Below are 16,226 nucleotides of genomic sequence, written 5' to 3'. Positions count from 1 at the left end.
GTGCTCAAGGCGACGCTCCGGAGCTTTCTCGCGCACAAGGGCCGGCTGCTGCTGTCCGCGCTGGCCGTCCTGCTGTCCGTGGCCTTCGTCGCGGGCAGCCTGATCTTCTCGGACACGGTCAGCCGCACCTTCGACCGGCTGTTCGCCTCCACGTCGGCCGACGTGACCGTGACACCCAAGGAGGACCTGGAGTCACAGATCCCGTCGGGTGCGACGCCGACGGTGCCCGCGTCGCTCGCGCAGCGGATCGCCCGGATCGACGGCGTCGCGGACACCCATGTCGACGCCTCCGTGGAGAACATCACCGTCGTCGACCGCGACAACGAGCCGGTCGGCCCGACGACGGGCGCCCCCACCATCGCCACCAACTGGTACGTCACCGACCGCAGCCCGGTGAAGCTGACCTCGGGACACGCGCCCGAGGGGCCGGGCCAGGCGCTCCTCGACGCGGACACCGCGAAGAAGCAGGACGTGAAGATCGGCGACACCCTGACGGTGCTCGCCCAGCCGGGCTCCTTCAAGGTGGAGGTCGTCGGGATCGCCACCTTCACCACCACCAACCCGGGTGCCGCACTGGTGTTCCTCGACACCCGGACGGCACAGACCGAGCTGCTCGGTTCGCCCGACGCCGCCACCGGGATCTCGGTGACCGCCGCACCCGGAGTCGGCGACACGGTGGTCAAGCAGCGCATCGCCGCCGAGCTCGGGCGCACCACGTACGCGTACCAGACCGCCGACGAACAGGCCGAGTCGTCCGCGGCCTCCCTCGGCGGCTTCCTCGACGTCATCAAGTACGTCATGCTCGGTTTCGCCGGGATCGCCACGCTCGTCGGCATCTTCCTGATCGTCAACACCTTCTCGATGCTGATCGCCCAGCGCACCCGCGAACTGGGCCTGTTGCGGGCGCTGGGCGCCGACCGTCGGCAGGTGCGCCGGTCCGTGCTCACCGAGGCGACGCTGCTCGGCCTGGTCGGCTCGACGCTGGGCCTCGCCGCGGGCATCGGGCTCGCCTTCGGGCTGATCGGGCTCATGGGTGCCCTCGGGATGAACCTCAAGTCCACGGAGATCGTGATCGGCTGGGCCACTCCCGTCTCGGCGTACGCCGTGGGCGTCGGCGTCACCTTCGTCGCGGCGTACCTCCCGGCACGGCGCGCGGCGGGCGTCTCGCCGATGGCGGCGCTCGCGGACGCCGAGATCGCCGGTGTGGGACGGCCCCTCAAGGTGCGTGCGGTGGTCGGTTCGGTCGTCGGCGTGGCCGGCGCCGCCGCGCTCGTGGGCTGCGCCGTCTCCACACGGACCGCGTCGGCGGCCTCACTGCTGGGCCTCGGGGTGGTCCTGACGCTCGTCGCGACCGTGACCGCGGGCCCGCTCCTGGTGCGGCCGGTGATCCGGGTGCTGGGCGGGGCCTTCCCCGCGCTGTTCGGCTCCATCGGGCGGATGAGCCAGCGCAACGCCCTGCGCAACCCGCGCCGTACGGGCGCCACCGCGGCCGCGCTGATGGTGGGGCTCGCGCTGGTCGGCGGGATGTCCGTGGCCAGTGCCTCCATGACCAAGTCGTTCGACGACCAGATCGACAAGACGCTGGGCGCCGACTTCATCGTCCAGAACCAGAACTTCACGCCGTTCCCGCCGGAGGTCACCGAGAAGATCCGCGCCACGGACGGCGCCGGACTGGTCGTGCGGCAGCGGTTCTCACCGGTCGCGGTACGGCTGCCGGACGGCGAGCGGATCGAGAGCACGGCCGCTGCCTACGACCCGCGGCTCGACGACGTCGCCCACATCACGTACACCGAGGGCGACACCGCCGCCGCGCTCGCGGACGGCTCCCTCGCCATGGACGGGAAGTTCGCGAAGGACCACGGCGTGAGGATCGGCAGCACCATCCCGGTGGAGTTCCCGGCCGGCCGGAAGGCGGACCTGACGGTGGCCGCGCTCACCGACCAGAACACCGGCGACGGCTTCGGGACCCAGGGCGGGCTGTACTTCGGCTTCGGGACCATCGAGAAGTACGTGCCGGACGGGCAGGACTCGGCGCTCTACGTGAACGCCGCCCCCGAAACCACCGCCGACCAGCTCCGCTCGCGGCTGGAGAAGACCCTCGACCCGTATCCGCAGGTGCAGGTCCGCGACCAGGCCGACTACAAGAAGCTGGTCCGCGACCAGATCGCGGTACTGCTCTACCTGGTGTACGCGCTGCTCGGCCTCGCGATCGTCATCGCGGTGCTCGGCGTGGTCAACACCCTCGCTCTGTCGGTGGTCGAGCGCACCCGCGAGATCGGGCTGCTGCGCGCGATCGGGCTCGCCCGTCGGCAGCTGCGGCGGATGATCCGGCTGGAGTCGGTGGTGATCGCCGTGTTCGGCGCGGTCCTCGGGCTGGCGCTGGGGCTGGTCTGGGGCGTGTGCACACAGCAGGTGCTGGCGCTGCAGGGCATGAAGGCGCTGGCGATCCCCTGGGGCACGGTCGTCGCGGTCGTCGTAGGGTCGGCCGTCGTGGGCATCGTGGCGGCGCTGCTGCCCGCGCTGCGCGCATCCCGGATGAACGTACTGGCGGCCATCGCGCACGAGTGATGTACTCGCCAGGCGTGCTCAAGTCCCTTGAGTGTGAGGAGAGTTCATGCCACGGCCGTTCCGCTTCGGGGTCAGTCTGCTGCAGTCCACGACCGCCGAGGAGTGGCGCGCGAAGTGCCGCCGGGCCGAGGAGCTCGGGTACGACGTGATCCTGGTCCCCGACCACCTCGGTATGCCGGCCCCGTTCCCCGCCCTGGTCGCGGCGGCCGAGGCGACCGAGCGGCCACGCCTCGGCACGTTCGTGCTCAACGCGGGCTTCTGGAACCCGACGCTGCTGGCCCGCGAGGTGGCCACCACGGACGCGCTGACGGACGGCCGTCTCGAACTCGGGCTCGGCACCGGGTACGTGGAGGCGGAGCACGCGACCGCCGGCCTTCCGTGGGGTTCGCCGGGCGAACGCGTCGACCATCTGCGGCACACGATCGAGGAGCTCGACCGGCTCCTCGGCTCGGACGAGTTCCGGCCCCGGACCGTGCAGCGCCCAGGTGTGCCGCTTCTGGTCGGCGCCAACGGCGACCGGATGCTGCGGCTCACCGCCGAGCACGCGGACATCGCGGCGTTCACGGGCGCCCGGTCGCTGCCCGGCGGCATGCTCCAGCCGATCACGGCCGAGGAACTCGACGAGCGCGTCGCCCTGTACCAGGAACTGGCCGCCGGGCGGAAGGAACCCGCCGAGCTCAATCTGCTCCTCCAGGTGGTCGTCGTCACGGACGACCGGAGCGCGGCCGTCCAGGAGTGGTTGCCCCGTATCCCGGACCTCACCGAGGAGCAGGTCCTTCAGCTGCCGATCGTGCTGGTGGGGACGCTGAGGGAGATCGCCGACCAGGTGCGTGCCCAGCGCGAGCGGTACGGGATCTCGTATCTGACGGTGCTGGAGCCGAACATGGAGGTGTTCGCGCCGGTCATCGACGCGCTGCGCGACGAGTGAGGTCCCGCTGTCCCGCTCTGCCGCGGGCGGTGTGCGGATCAGATCCGGGCTTCGACGAATACAGCCCCCGGACAACGCGGGGCCCCTTCCGGCGAAGGACGGCGCGGCCCGCCTCGGCGATGAAGGCAAGGTCCGTGCAGAACTGACTGGGTTGGGCAGCGCAGGGGTGGAGCGGGACGCGGCCCGTGCACCGCGTCGTCGGTGCCGCTGTCACCACCACCGGGCGGGTGGCTGCCGTGGACGGTGCCGACCCGCCCGGAGGCCTTTCGAGGTGTCCGCGCCGCTGCTCACCTCCGCGGCGCAGCGAGCCGAGCAGACTGAGCCCGACCGCCTACGCCGCCGGCCTCATACGCGGCGACACTGCGCAGGGCAGGGCCCGGTTACCAGCTGTGTGCCACGTCCACCACCAGCCGGTCGGGCAGTACCAGCACCCGGAACGGCAGCTTGGCCCGGACACCGAGTCCGATGTGAGTCCCTCCGTAGTAGTAGCCGCCGAACTTTGCGTCCCGGAAGGTCTGGTAGCCGCTGAAGTCCAGTCCCGGCAGTGGATCCGCGAGTCGGACGGGGTACTGCGAGTCATCGACCGGCGCGGTGAACTCGACTTCGATGACGGCCCCGCCATCGACAGGGATGCCGGTCTGGGACGGCGGGTGGGCGAAGCCGGGGACGTACTGCACCCAGTACAGGGCCGGGTCGTCCGTCGTCATGCCTGGAATATCAAAGACCATCCGGTCGTAGCACGCGTGACGGCCGGTCCTGACGTCCGTCAGGGAACCGGTCATCGCTGTCGACCCCGGTGCCGACTTCGCCATACTCCCCCAGCCCGTCTCGCAAGCGCTGGTCTGCGGCGCGGCAGCAGCAGCCGGCACGGCGCCCGCTCCTGTCAACACCAGTGCCAGCAACGCCAGCAACGTTGCACAGCGTCTCATCGATGAACAACTCCTCTCGCTTTTTGCGTATTACGCATCTGCGCCATGTGAGACAAAGAGGGCAGCGAAAGGGTTGGAGGGGGGTGATGGTCAGGTTTCAGACATTTCTGCCTCACGGCCCGTCGCCCGGTACTCCAGTCCGGGTTCGTGATCTGACGTGGGTGCAGTCGCTGATCATGAGTGCGCCCATGAGTTGCCGAAGCTGCGCTTTCCAACGGGCGGGAATCCTGGCGCTGCGGGGATATCCCGTTGTGGGGCCAGGAGCGCGGCCATAGGGTCCCGGCATGTCCCTACGTGTTCGTATGCGTCAAGCCCTTCCGGAAGCGATGCGCTCCCGTGACAAAGCCGCGGTGAGCGCCCTGCGCGCGACGCTGGCCGCGCTGGACAACGCGGAGGCGGTCCCCGTGGCCGAAGCCGCGACGCGCGGCCTTGCCCTCGAACAGTCACCGGTCGGCGTCGGCGCCACCGAGGCAGCGCGGCGTGAGCTGAGCGAGTGCACTGTGGCGGACATCGTGCGAGCCGAGGCCGCCGAACGACTGGAAGCCGCGTCGCAGTTGACTGCACCCGCCCACGCTGACCGAGTCGCGCGGCTCCGCGCGGAGGCCGCTGTGCTGCTTCGCTTTCTCGACGGCCACCCCAGCGCGTAGAACACGGCAGAACCGTCTTCCCGTGCCTGAATCGGCACGGGAGTACAAGTAGCCCGTGGCCCCGGTTGTGAGCGTGTGGCCATCACTTGATCATCAGAGGTTGTGCGGACTCCTGCCCGGATGTCCATCCGCGAGGACTCAGCTTGGATCACCGCAGACACAGCCTTGCTGGAGGCAAAGGGGCCGGCTCAGTGTGCACGAGGCGTACTCGTGGAAGTACACGCGATCCTCCGCGCCCCCAGCGACGCCAGATGCTCCACGGCCTCCCGTCGTATTTCTCTCGGCACGGAAACCGTTCGCCAGACAGACCGGCGCTCTGCTTGGCTCACCCCATGAGTGATCTCCACATCCGCCACGCCACCCTCTCGGACATCGACACCGTGCTGCAGTTCTGGCGCGACGCCGCGGAAGGAACGAGCATCAGCGACGACCACGACGGAGTGGCCCGACTCATCACACGAGACCCCGAAGCCCTGCTCCTCGCAGAGCGCGACGGCCTCCTCACCGGAACCGTCATAGCCGGATTCGACGGATGGCGATGCTCCGCCTACCGGCTCGCCGTACACCCCGACCACCGTCGGCAAGGCATCGCCACCGCCCTGCTGGAAGCCGCAGAACAACGATTCGCCGCCCTGGGCGGGCGACGCGTCGACGCCATGGTCCTGGAAGTCAACGAACAGGCCCACCACACGTGGGCCGCGGGTGGCTACCATCGCGAGGACCACTGGCGACGCTGGGTCAAGCCCCTGTAGATAGGGCAGCGGATGTTGGTGAGCAGCCAAGATTCGACGGCTGGCGCTGCCGTCTGTACCGGCTCGCGGTGCACCCGGACCGCCGCCGTCTCGGCATCGGCTCGGCGCTGCTGGCCGCCGCGGAGGAGCGGTTCGTACGGCTCGGTGGGCGGCGCGGGGACGCGATGGTGCTCCAGCGGAACGGGACCGCGCACCATGCGTGGCGTGCGGCGGGGTACGCGCCCGAGGAGAAGTGGCGGCGGTGGGTAAGCCGCTCGACGACGGGACGGCGTGACACGGCCTGATGCGGACTTGACCCGGAGTAGCCCGGACTGACGCGGAAGGCCCCGGACTGATCGGCGCAAGTGGCATTTCCGGTCCTTACCATGGGGGCACCGTCCCAACCCGTACAGAAAGGTTGTGAGCGTCCCCCCATGGGCGAGCCTCCCAGTAGCCGGCCCTCCGGTCCGCGCGCCCCTCGGCGTCGCGCGAGCGGTTCACCCCTGCCGGATTCTGGGACGGGGGTGAACCGATGACCGAAGTGCTGCTCCTCCTGGTGGCGGTGCTGCTGTGCCTCATCTGCGGCGCCTTCGTCGCCGCCGAGTTCTCGCTGACCACGGTCGAGCGCAGTGAGCTGGAGCGGGCCGTCGAGCGAGGCGTGCGCGGTGCGCCGGGCGCCCTCAAAGCCGTACGGAACCTGACGTTCCAGCTCTCCGGGGCCCAGCTCGGCATCACCGTCACCAACCTGGTGGTCGGCATGCTCGCCGAGCCGTCGATCGCCCGGCTGATCGCGGGGCCCCTTGAGGCCCTGGGCGTGCCGAGCTCGGCGTCGGGCACGCTCGCGCTGGTCATCGGAACGGGCCTGTCGACCGTCTTCCTGATGGTGGTGGGCGAGCTGGTGCCCAAGAACTGGGCGATCTCGTCCCCGCTCGCCGTGGCGAGGCACGTGGCGAACCCGCAGCGCTGGTTCAGTGCCGCGTTCCGCCCCTTCATCACGCACCTCAACAACACGGCGAACCGTCTCGTGCGCCGCCTCGGTATCGAGCCCGCCGAGGAGCTGGCCTCCGCCCGCGGCCCCCAGGAACTGGCCGCTCTCGCCCGGCACTCCGCCCGGGAGGGCGCCCTGGAGGCGGACACCGCCGAGCTGTTCGTGCGCACGCTGAACCTCGCCGACCTGACCGCGGAGAACGTGATGACCCCGCGTGTCCAGGTCATCGCCCTGGACGCCCAGGCGACCTGCGAGGACGTGACGAACGCGACCCGGGCGACCGGCCTGTCCCGCTTCCCGGTCTACCGCGACAGCCTCGACTCGGTCGTCGGCACGGTCCACATCAAGGACTGCCTGGCCGTGCCCGCCGAGAACCGTCTCCACGTCTTCGTGGCCGAGCTGCTGCGCGAGCCGCTCTTCATCCCGGAAACACTCACCGTGGACCGGCTCCTGGACCGGCTCGGCGGCAAGCGCACGATGGCGGTCGTCATCGACGAGTACGGCGGCACCGCCGGCGTCGTCACCCTGGAGGACATCGTCGAGGAGGTCGTCGGCGAGGTCCGTGACGAGCACGACCCGCACGAGACGCCCGACCTGGCGCCGGCGGGCACCGACGACGACGGCCGCGCGCTGTACTCGGCCGACGGCTCGGCCCGTACCGACCAGCTCGTGCGCGTGGGGCTGCGCGTGCCGGACGGGCCGTACGAGACGCTCGCGGGTCTCGTCGCGACCGAACTGGGCCGCATACCGGCCGTGGGCGACACCGTCGAGGTCGCCGGGTGGCGGCTCGACGTGGTGGACGCCTCGGGGCGCCGGGCCGCTCGGGTACTGATGCACGCGCCGCTCCTGTCCGGCGACCCCGACGGTCCCGGCGATCCCGACGGTCCCGGCGATCCCGGCGATCCCGGCGATCCCGGCGATCCCGACAACCCTGCCGACGAGGAGGGGCAGCGATGACCGTCCTCCAGTTGCTGATCGGTCTCGCGACGCTGGTCGTCAACGCCTTCTTCGTCGGCGGCGAGTTCGCGCTGATCTCCGTGCGCCGCAGCCAGATCGAACCGTACGCCGAGCAGGGCGACCGGCGGGCCCGCAGTGTGCTGTGGGGCCTGCAGCACGTGTCCGCGCTGATGGCGGCCGCGCAGCTCGGCATCACCCTGTGCACGCTGGTCCTGGGTGTGGTGGCGGAGCCCGCGATCGCGCATCTGCTGGAGCCGGTGTTCCACGCGGTCGGCGTCTCGCCGGGCGCCGGGCACGCGGTGTCGTTCGTGATCGCGCTGACCCTGGCCACGTATCTGCACATGCTGCTCGGCGAGATGGTGCCGAAGAACGTCGCGCTCGCGGAGCCGGTGCGCAGCGCGCTGCTGCTGGGGCCGCCGCTGGTGACGCTGGCCCGGGCGCTGCGTCCGGTGATCTTCACGGTCAACGCCTTCGCGAACGCGCTGCTGAAGCTGCTGCGGATCGAGACGAAGGACGAGGTGACCGCGACCTTCTCGGATGCCGAGCTCGCCCGTCTCGTCCAGGACTCCGGTGAGGCGGGGCTCATCGACGACCGCGCCCAGGAGCGGCTGCACGACGCGCTGGAGCTCGGCCGCACGGCCGTCCGGAACGTTGCCCTGCCACTGGAACGCGTCGTCTATGCGCGCGTGGGGGTTGTCCCCGAGGAGCTGGAGCGGTTGTCGGCCGAGACCGGCTTCTCCCGGTTCCCCGTGGTGGACGAGGGGCGCCGCATCGTCGGCTATCTGCATGTGAAGGACGCGCTGGACGCGGCGCCGCGTGACGAGCCCTTCCCGGTGAAGGACATGCGGCAGATCGCCCGGGTCCGGGAGACCGCACCGCTCGACGACGTGCTGACGGCGATGCGGCGCAGCCGTACGCACCTGGCCGCCGTGCTGGGCTCGGACGGACGGCTCGCGGGACTGGTGACCATGGAGGACGTGCTGCGGGAGCTGTTCGGGCAGCCGGCCGCCTGAGTGCGCGGGCGCCGACCCGTTTCGCGGGTCTCTCGTCGGGTTACGAAGGCCGACCGACCGACGGGTATGTGCACGGGATACTATCTCTGTCGCCATGCGGACGAACCCCACGAACCCCACGTACACCAGCCTTGTCACGGTCGGCGACTCCTTCACCGAGGGCATGTCGGACCGGTTGCCCGACGGTTCCTACCGGGGCTGGGCCGACCTCCTCGCGGCGCGGATGGCCGCACGGGCGCCAGGCTTCCGGTACGCCAATCTGGCGGTGCGCGGGAAACTCATCGGACAGATCGTCGACGAGCAGGTGGACACGGCGGCCGCGATGCGGGCGGACGTGGTCACGCTGGTCGGCGGCCTCAACGACACACTGCGGCCCAAGTGCGACATGGGGCGGGTGCGCGGGCTCCTGGAGGAAGCCGTGGAACGCCTCGCCCCGTCCTGCGAGCAGCTCGTCCTGATGCGCAGCCCCGGCCGTCAGGGCCCGGTGCTGGAGCGGTTCCGGCCGCGGATGGAGGAGCTGTTCGCCTGCGTCGACGAGCTGGCCGCCCGGCACGGCGCGCTGGTCGTCGACCTGTACGGGGCGCCGTCGCTGAGTGATCCCCAGCTGTGGGACGTGGACCGGCTGCACCTCACGGCCGAGGGCCACCGACGGGTCGCCGAGGCGGTCTGGCAGACCCTCGGCCACGAACCGGAGGACCCCGACTGGCGCACCCCGCCGCCGGTCACGGCACCGCCCGCGTGGGGCGCGCGGCGAGCGGCCGACGTCCGGTTCGCGCGCCGACACCTGCTGCCGTGGATCGGGCGCCGGCTGACGGGCCGCTCGTCCGGGGACGGGAGACCGGCGAAGCGGCCCGAGTTGTCCCCGTACGAAGGTCCGGCAGCGTCTCTGATCGGCTCACCGATCCCGCAGGTTGCACAGGAATCAGGACACGGGGAAACCGCGCCGTGAGCCAATCGCCTTCGTGCCCTGGTGCCGATAGACAAAGTCGTCGGCCCGCGTGGCACGTCCCTCCGGACGCTTGCCGGTCAGGAACATACGTCTTGACCGGGGAGGGTGCCCGACGTCGCCTGTGCGCCGGGCATGCAGGTCACACGCTGCCTGCCTCGTAGCTTCCGCCGAAGAACCCCGGGGCGCCGGCCTGCACTAATCGCCAGTACAATCACGACACGTGACTTCTGCGCCAGCCAAGCCCCGCATCCCGAACGTCCTCGCCGGACGGTACGCCTCCGCCGAGCTCGCCACGCTCTGGTCGCCCGAGCAGAAGGTGAGGCTGGAGCGGCAGCTCTGGCTGGCCGTGCTGCGGGCCCAGAAGGACCTGGGGATCGAGGTGCCGGACGCGGCGCTCGCCGACTACGAGCGGGTGCTGGACCAGGTCGACCTGGCCTCGATCGCCGAGCGCGAGAAGGTCACCCGGCACGACGTGAAGGCGCGGATCGAGGAGTTCAACGACCTCGCCGGGCACGAGCACGTGCACAAGGGCATGACCTCCCGCGACCTCACCGAGAACGTGGAGCAGCTGCAGATCCGGCTCTCCCTGGAGCTGGTGCGCGACCGTACGGTGGCCGTGCTGGCGCGGCTCGGGAAGCTGGCGGGCGAGTACGGCGAGCTGGTCATGGCCGGCCGCTCGCACAACGTGGCGGCGCAGGCCACCACCCTCGGCAAGCGCTTCGCGACCGCAGCCGACGAGCTGCTCGTGGCGTACGGCCGGGTCGAGGAGCTGCTCGGCCGCTACCCGCTGCGCGGCATCAAGGGCCCGGTCGGTACGGCGCAGGACATGCTGGACCTGCTGGGCGGGGATGCGTCGAAGCTGGCGGACCTGGAGCACCGGATCGCCGGGCACCTGGGCTTCTCGCAGGCCTTCACCTCGGTCGGTCAGGTCTACCCCCGCTCCCTGGACTACGAGGTCGTGACCGCGCTGGTGCAGCTGGCGGCCGCGCCGTCGTCGCTGGCCAAGACGATCCGGCTGATGGCCGGGCACGAGCTGGTGACCGAGGGCTTCAAGCCCGGCCAGGTCGGCTCGTCCGCCATGCCGCACAAGATGAACACCCGCTCCTGCGAGCGCGTCAACGGCCTCATGGTGATCCTGCGCGGCTACGCCTCGATGACCGGTGAGCTGGCCGGCGACCAGTGGAACGAGGGCGACGTGTCGTGCTCGGTGGTGCGCCGGGTCGCGCTGCCGGACGCGTTCTTCGCGCTGGACGGGCTGCTGGAGACGTTCCTGACGGTGCTCGACGAGTTCGGTGCGTTCCCGGCGGTCGTGGCGCGGGAGCTGGACCGCTACCTGCCGTTCCTCGCCACGACCAAGGTGCTGATGGGCGCGGTGCGCGCGGGCGTGGGCCGCGAGCTCGCGCACGAGGCCATCAAGGAGAACGCCGTCGCCTCGGCCCTCGCGATGCGCGAGCGGGGCGCCGAGCGCAACGAACTGCTCGACAAGCTGGCGGCGGACGAGCGCATCCCGCTGGACCGGGCCCAGCTCGACGCGCTGATGGCCGACAAGCTGTCCTTCACGGGCGCCGCCGCCGACCAGGTCGCCGCCGTCGTCGGCCGGATCGAGGAGATCGTGAAGCAGCGCCCCGAGGCCGCGGGCTACGCGCCGGGGGCGATCCTCTGACGCGGTTCACCGCTGCGGAGCTGGAGGCCGCCCGCGACCGTCTCGTACCGGACGTCGTCGCGGACGGTCTCCGTGTGCTCTTCTGCGGCATCAATCCGGGATTGATGACGGCCGCGACGGGCCATCACTTCGCCCGTCCCGGCAACCGCTTCTGGCCGGTTCTGCACCTGTCCGGCTTCACACCACGACTCATGAAGCCGTCCGAGCAGGGCCAGTTGCCCACGTACGGGCTCGGGATCACGAACGTCGTGGCGCGGGCGACCGCCCGTGCCGACGAGCTGACCGCCGAGGAGTACGCGGAGGGCGGCCGTCTGCTCACCGCCAAGGTCGAGCGGCTGCGGCCGCGCTGGCTGGCCGTGGTGGGGGTGACGGCGTACCGGGCGGCGTTCCACGATCGCAAGGCCGCGGTAGGTGCGCAGGAGCGGCGGATCGGCGACACGCGTGTGTGGGTGCTCCCCAATCCCAGTGGGCTGAACGCGCACTGGACGGCCGCGACGATGGCGGAGGAGTTCGGGCGGTTGCGGGAGGCGGCGCTCGCCTAGGACTTGTCGTCATGGCCGGGCTGTCCCCGGGACTATGGCTGGGCTGTCCGGGGCTACGGTTGGGCCGTCTCCGTCACTATGGCCAGGAGCCGTATCTCGTCGTCCTGCTCCCGGTCGGCGACACCGACGGCGACCCAGCGGCCGGATCCGTCCGCCTGCCACACGTTCAGCTCGTCCACGACGTGGCTCGACGTGTTCCAGGGCTCGGGTATCACCTCGCCACGATCGATGCGCACTCTGACGGTGAGCATGCCCCAGGGCGGCTGCTGCCGCCCCCAACGGCTGTTCAGCTGCTCCGAGATGGCCTCCTTGACGTCGTGGAAGTCCTCCGCTGTCCCTGTTCGCTCCACCGCGTCGGCCGTCCGTGCCCCGTGGCTCGTCGCTAACTCCGCGATGAAATACCCCGGTCCCGCCATGCCTGCGTCCGACCTGCCGTGCTCCGCCGGGAAGGGGCGGGAGCACAGCTCGTCGATCGCGGCCAGGTACCGCTCGATGTCCATGGGGTCCAGTAAACCTGCCGGGACTGACAGTTGGAGGCGGGGCGCCTGCCCCGCAGGTCACGCGTCCCGGCGCCGTATGCTCCAGGCTCCCGCCAGCAGCGCCGCCACCGTCCAGCACGCGGTCACCGCCAGCCCGCTCCAGGGCCCGAGCGTGCCCTCGGGCGTCTCGTGGAGAACCACCTGTCCCGCCTTGTCGGGCAGGAAGTCGGCGACGGTGCCGGACTTGTCTCCGACCACGAAGGACACGAGGAGCAGAAAGGGGATCAGGATGCCGAGTGTGGCGACACCGCTGCGCAGCAGGGCCGTGAGTCCGGCCGCGAGCAGGGCCATCAGCGCCAGGTAGACGCCGCAGCCGACGGTGCCGCGCAGTCCCTCGGTCCAGGTGAGCCCGTTCGCCTTCTCGCCGAGGACCGCCGTGCCCACGGCCAGGCTCACGACGCCCGTGACCAGACCGACGGCCAGAGCCGGTACGCCGACGGCCACCGCCTTGGCCGCGAACCACCGCCCCCGCTGGGGGACGGCGGACAACGAGACGCGAAGGGCGCCGGCCTGGAACTCGGACGAGACGGCCGTCGCGCCGAAGGCGACCGCCGCGACCTGCCCGAAACTGACCCCGAAGAACGCCGCGAACAGCGGGTCGAAGTCCCCGCCTCCGTCGAGTGCGGCGAGCGCCGAGAAGGCCGCGGTGGCGAAGACGATCGCGCCGAGGGCCCAGAGCATCGACCGCAGGGTACGGATCTTGATCCACTCGGCGTGGAGTACGGGTGCGAACGCCATGATCAGGCCTCCTGGGGCTGGGCGGGGGTCGAGGTGAACTCGGCTTCTGCGGCCGTCAGATCGAGGTAGGCCTGTTCCAAGGTGCCCTCTTCCGCCGAGAGTTCGAGGAGGGGCAGTCCGGCATCCGAGGCGAGGCGGCCGATGTCCTCCACGCGCGCGTGGTGGACGGTCCACCGCCCCTCGTCGTCCTCGCTCGCTTCGTAACCGTGCCGCGTGAGGAGCCCCCGCAGTGCGGGGCCGTCGGTGGTGCGTACCCGGACGCGCGGCTCCACGCGCGCGTGGATGAAGTCCCGCATGGGAGTGTCGGCGAGCAGCCGTCCGCGGCCGAGGACGATCAGGTGGTCGGCGAAGGACGCGGTCTCGTTCATGAGGTGACTGGAGACCAGGACGGTGCGGCCCTCGCGGGCGAGGCGGCGCAGCAGTTCGCGGATCCAGATGATGCCTTCGGGGTCCAGACCGTTGGACGGTTCGTCGAGCAGCACCACGGGCGGGTCGCCGAGCAGGGCGGCCGCGATGCCCAGGCGCTGGCGCATCCCCAGGGAGTACGTCTTCACGCGGCGCCGCGCGACCGAGGCCAGTCCGGCCTCCTCCAGGACCTCGTCGACGCGGCCGGCCCCGATGCGGTTGCCTGCCGCGAGCGCCCGCAGATGGTCGCGGGCGGTCCGTGAACCGTGCGGTGCCTGGGCGTCGAGCAGCGCGCCCACGTGGCGCAGGGGTTCGTCGAGGGTGGCGTAGGCGCGGCCGCCGACCGTGGCGGTGCCGGACGTCGGGCGGTCCAGGCCGAGGACGAGGCGCAGGGTGGTGGACTTCCCGGCGCCGTTCGGGCCGAGGAAGCCGGTGACCCGGCCGGGGAGCACGCGGAAGGTGAGGTGGTCCACGGCGCGGTTGCTGCCGTACTCCTTGGTGAGGTCCTGTGTGTCGATGCTGGTCATGTTGGACAGCCTGGCCCGGGGAACGGGGTCGGTTCCTCCCCCGGGCGCGGAGATCGTCTCCCCCGCTCGGGGGAGGTCCGTTGTCAGTGGTGGCTGGCAGGATGCCGGAATGGCCCGCTTCCTGCGCCCGCTGTTCCGGGGGACGACGTACACGCGCTGGTTGCACCTGTGGGTGCCGATGCTGTTCGAGAGCGTGTGGCTGTTCATCGACATGTCGAAGCCGTGGGTGCCCGCGCTGCTGCTGATTCCGGTCGGGTTGATCCCGGCCGTGCGGCACGGCGAGGGTGTGCAGGCGCAGTTGCTGCTGGTGCCGGGTAAGCGGGACTCGGGGATCTCCACGGTGCCGTCGGTGACCTGGCGGGACCGGCTGCGTACGGTGCTGTGGCTGGAAGTGCGGATGGCCCTGGGCGCGGTGGCCATGGGCACCACCACCTGGGGGCCGTTGCTCACCTTCGACCTGATGGGGGCGGCGTTCGGGCGCGTGCCGTACGACAACCCCATCCTCGACATCGCGCAGCCGCACTGGGCGTACGCCCTGCTGGCTCTGCTCCCCCTCATCGCGCTGTACGGCCTCGTGGTCGGTCTCGGAGAGCTGGTCACCGCCATCGCGCGCCGCCTGCTCGGGCCCTCCCCGGCCGAGCGGCTCGCCGCCCTGGAGGAGCGCACCGAGCAGTTGTTGGAGCGCAACCGCATCGCCCGGGAGCTGCACGACTCCATCGGGCACGCGCTGACGGTGGCGGTGGTGCAGGCGGGGGCGGCGCGGGCCGCGGGCGACCCGGAGTTCACGGACCGGGCCCTGGACGCCATCGAGGACACCGGCCGGGCCGCGCTGGAGGACCTGGAGCGGGTCCTCGGCATCCTGCGCGAGGCGGACCGCCCGGTGAGCAGCCGCCCGACCCTGACCGAGGCCGACCGGCTGCTGGAGTCGGCGCGGGCCTCCGGCGCCAAGGTCGACGCCGAGCTCTCCGGGCCCCTGGAGACCGTGCCCGGCCCGGTCTCCCGCGAGGGTTACCGCATCCTCCAGGAATCGCTGACGAATGTGCTGCGGCATGCGGGCGGCGTGCCCGTCCAGGTCCGCGTCGCGGTGGCGGGCGGCTCGCTCGGCCTGGAGGTCCGCAACCCGCTGACCGCGGAGATACCCGGGCCGGGGCGGGGCAGCGGGCTGCGGGGGATACGGGAGCGTGCGGCGTTGCTCGGTGGCCGGGCGCAGACGGGCCCGGACCGGGGCGACTGGCAGGTGCGGGTCGAGCTGCCGCTGCGCTGACCGGTGGCGGCGCCCGCGCAGGCCGGAAGCCGACCCTGGCATCGCACTGTTGATCTAGGCTGACCGGATGCCGGTCACCGTCCTGCTCGTCGACGACGAACCCCTCGTGCGCGCTGGGCTGCGAGCCGTACTGGAGTCGCAGCCCGACATCGAGGTCGTCGGGGAGGCGGCCGACGGTGCCGCGGTGATCCCCTTGGTGCGGCAACTGCGGCCGGACGTCGTGGCCATGGACGTCCGTATGCCGCTGCTGGACGGCATCGAGGCCACGCGTGCGGTGCTGCGGACCGTGCCGGAGCCGCCGAAGATCCTCGTGGTGACGACGTTCGAGAACGACGAGTACGTGTACGAGGCGCTGCGGGCGGGCGCCGACGGATTCCTGCTGAAGCGAGCCCGGCCTGCGGAGATCGTGCACGCCGTGCGGCTGGTGGCGGAGGGCGAGTCGCTGCTGTTCCCGGCGTCGGTGCGGCAGTTGGCCGCCGAGTACGGGGACGACGGCGGGAACCGGGAGGCGCGGGCGGCCATGGAGCGGGCCGCGCTGACGGGCCGGGAGGCGGAGGTGCTGCGGCTGATGGCCCGCGGACTGTCCAACGCGGAGATCGCCCGGCGGCTGGTCGTCGGCACGGAGACGGTGAAGTCGCATGTGAGTTCCGTCCTCGCCAAGCTCGGCGCGCGGGACCGTACGCAGGCCGTGATCGCGGCGTACGAGTCGGGGTTCGTGGCTCCGGGCTGACGGGAGCGCCGCTACTGCGCCGTCCAGGCCCGCCACCGGTCCGGACGCTGCGGCCCTCGCCGCTGTCGGCCAGGACGAGTACCATCCGCCCAACACGCGCACGAGCTG

The 16,226-nt window shown here is 71.3% G+C and carries 16 protein-coding genes; 12 read left to right on the top strand and 4 right to left on the bottom strand.

Going from position 1 to position 16,226, the window contains the following annotated elements; translation table 11 throughout:
• Together FPZ41_RS04255 and FPZ41_RS04250 are read left to right on the top strand one after the other, a co-directional pair.
• Positions 1–2,568, top strand: a complete 2,568-nt coding sequence (locus FPZ41_RS04255) for an ABC transporter permease (protein WP_322619809.1) — start codon at positions 1–3, stop codon at positions 2,566–2,568.
• 46 nt (positions 2,569–2,614) lie between these two features.
• Positions 2,615–3,496 (top strand): LLM class F420-dependent oxidoreductase, encoded by an 882-nt coding sequence (locus FPZ41_RS04250; protein ID WP_152859210.1) that lies wholly within the window; start codon positions 2,615–2,617, stop codon positions 3,494–3,496.
• A gap of 380 nt (positions 3,497–3,876) precedes the next feature.
• Here FPZ41_RS04250 and FPZ41_RS50550 read toward each other — a convergent pair whose 3' ends face one another.
• Entirely contained in the window at positions 3,877–4,425 is a 549-nt protein-coding gene (locus FPZ41_RS50550) for an AMIN-like domain-containing (lipo)protein (RefSeq protein WP_152859208.1), read from the bottom strand.
• Positions 4,426–4,751: 326 nt separating this feature from the next.
• On the opposite strand from FPZ41_RS50550, the gene FPZ41_RS04240 reads away from it, so the two are divergent.
• The 8 genes from FPZ41_RS04240 to mug all read left to right on the top strand — a co-directional run bounded on the left by FPZ41_RS04240 (position 4,752) and on the right by mug (position 11,915).
• Positions 4,752–5,072, top strand: coding sequence for a hypothetical protein (locus FPZ41_RS04240; RefSeq protein ID WP_152859290.1), 321 nt, complete (start codon positions 4,752–4,754; stop codon positions 5,070–5,072).
• Positions 5,073–5,404: 332 nt separating this feature from the next.
• Entirely contained in the window at positions 5,405–5,824 is a 420-nt protein-coding gene (locus FPZ41_RS04235) for a GNAT family N-acetyltransferase (protein WP_152859206.1), read from the top strand.
• Positions 5,764–6,108 carry a GNAT family N-acetyltransferase gene (locus FPZ41_RS04230; protein ID WP_407698747.1) on the top strand — a complete coding sequence of 115 codons (345 nt, stop codon included), beginning with the start codon at positions 5,764–5,766 and terminating at the stop codon, positions 6,106–6,108. The genes FPZ41_RS04235 and FPZ41_RS04230 overlap by 61 nt, the downstream gene beginning before the upstream one ends.
• 227 nt (positions 6,109–6,335) lie before the next feature.
• Positions 6,336–7,748: a hemolysin family protein gene (locus tag FPZ41_RS04225; protein ID WP_152859204.1), complete on the top strand. Its 1,413-nt coding sequence runs from the start codon at positions 6,336–6,338 to the stop codon at positions 7,746–7,748.
• Positions 7,745–8,761, top strand: a complete 1,017-nt coding sequence (locus tag FPZ41_RS04220; protein WP_152859202.1) for a hemolysin family protein — start codon at positions 7,745–7,747, stop codon at positions 8,759–8,761. Before FPZ41_RS04225 ends, FPZ41_RS04220 begins: the two co-directional genes overlap by 4 nt.
• 94 nt (positions 8,762–8,855) lie before the next feature.
• A complete protein-coding gene (locus FPZ41_RS04215) occupies positions 8,856–9,710 on the top strand; it encodes an SGNH/GDSL hydrolase family protein (protein ID WP_152859200.1) in 855 nt (284 codons plus the stop codon).
• A gap of 220 nt (positions 9,711–9,930) precedes the next feature.
• A complete protein-coding gene (gene purB, locus FPZ41_RS04210; protein WP_322619807.1) occupies positions 9,931–11,373 on the top strand; it encodes an adenylosuccinate lyase in 1,443 nt (480 codons plus the stop codon).
• On the top strand, positions 11,370–11,915 hold the full coding sequence (mug, locus tag FPZ41_RS04205) for a G/U mismatch-specific DNA glycosylase (RefSeq protein WP_152859288.1): 546 nt from the start codon (positions 11,370–11,372) through the stop codon (positions 11,913–11,915). The genes purB and mug overlap by 4 nt, the downstream gene beginning before the upstream one ends.
• Positions 11,916–11,968: 53 nt before the next feature.
• On the opposite strand, the gene FPZ41_RS04200 is transcribed toward mug, so the two are convergent.
• The 3 genes from FPZ41_RS04200 to FPZ41_RS04190 are packed head-to-tail and all read right to left on the bottom strand — an operon-like array spanning position 11,969 to position 14,124.
• A complete protein-coding gene (locus FPZ41_RS04200; RefSeq protein ID WP_152859198.1) occupies positions 11,969–12,415 on the bottom strand; it encodes a hypothetical protein in 447 nt (148 codons plus the stop codon).
• 57 nt (positions 12,416–12,472) lie between these two features.
• A complete protein-coding gene (locus tag FPZ41_RS04195) occupies positions 12,473–13,192 on the bottom strand; it encodes an ABC transporter permease subunit (RefSeq protein WP_152859196.1) in 720 nt (239 codons plus the stop codon).
• Between the two features lie 2 nt (positions 13,193–13,194).
• Complete coding sequence (locus FPZ41_RS04190) at positions 13,195–14,124, bottom strand: ATP-binding cassette domain-containing protein (RefSeq protein ID WP_152859194.1); 930 nt, start codon at positions 14,122–14,124, stop codon at positions 13,195–13,197.
• A 109-nt stretch (positions 14,125–14,233) separates the two neighbouring features.
• Between FPZ41_RS04190 and FPZ41_RS04185 the strand changes: the two genes are divergently transcribed.
• A complete protein-coding gene (locus FPZ41_RS04185; RefSeq protein ID WP_152859192.1) occupies positions 14,234–15,388 on the top strand; it encodes a sensor histidine kinase in 1,155 nt (384 codons plus the stop codon).
• A gap of 67 nt (positions 15,389–15,455) precedes the next feature.
• Positions 15,456–16,118 (top strand): response regulator transcription factor, encoded by a 663-nt coding sequence (locus FPZ41_RS04180; RefSeq protein ID WP_152859190.1) that lies wholly within the window; start codon positions 15,456–15,458, stop codon positions 16,116–16,118.
• Positions 16,119–16,226: the final 108 nt, after the last annotated feature.

Source organism: Streptomyces acidicola, from assembly GCF_009377235.1.
In the GTDB taxonomy this organism is placed as follows: Bacteria; Actinomycetota; Actinomycetes; order Streptomycetales; family Streptomycetaceae; genus Streptomyces; species Streptomyces acidicola.
Note: the sequence above shows the minus strand (reverse complement) of the source record. Positions and strands in the feature narration are given on the sequence as shown.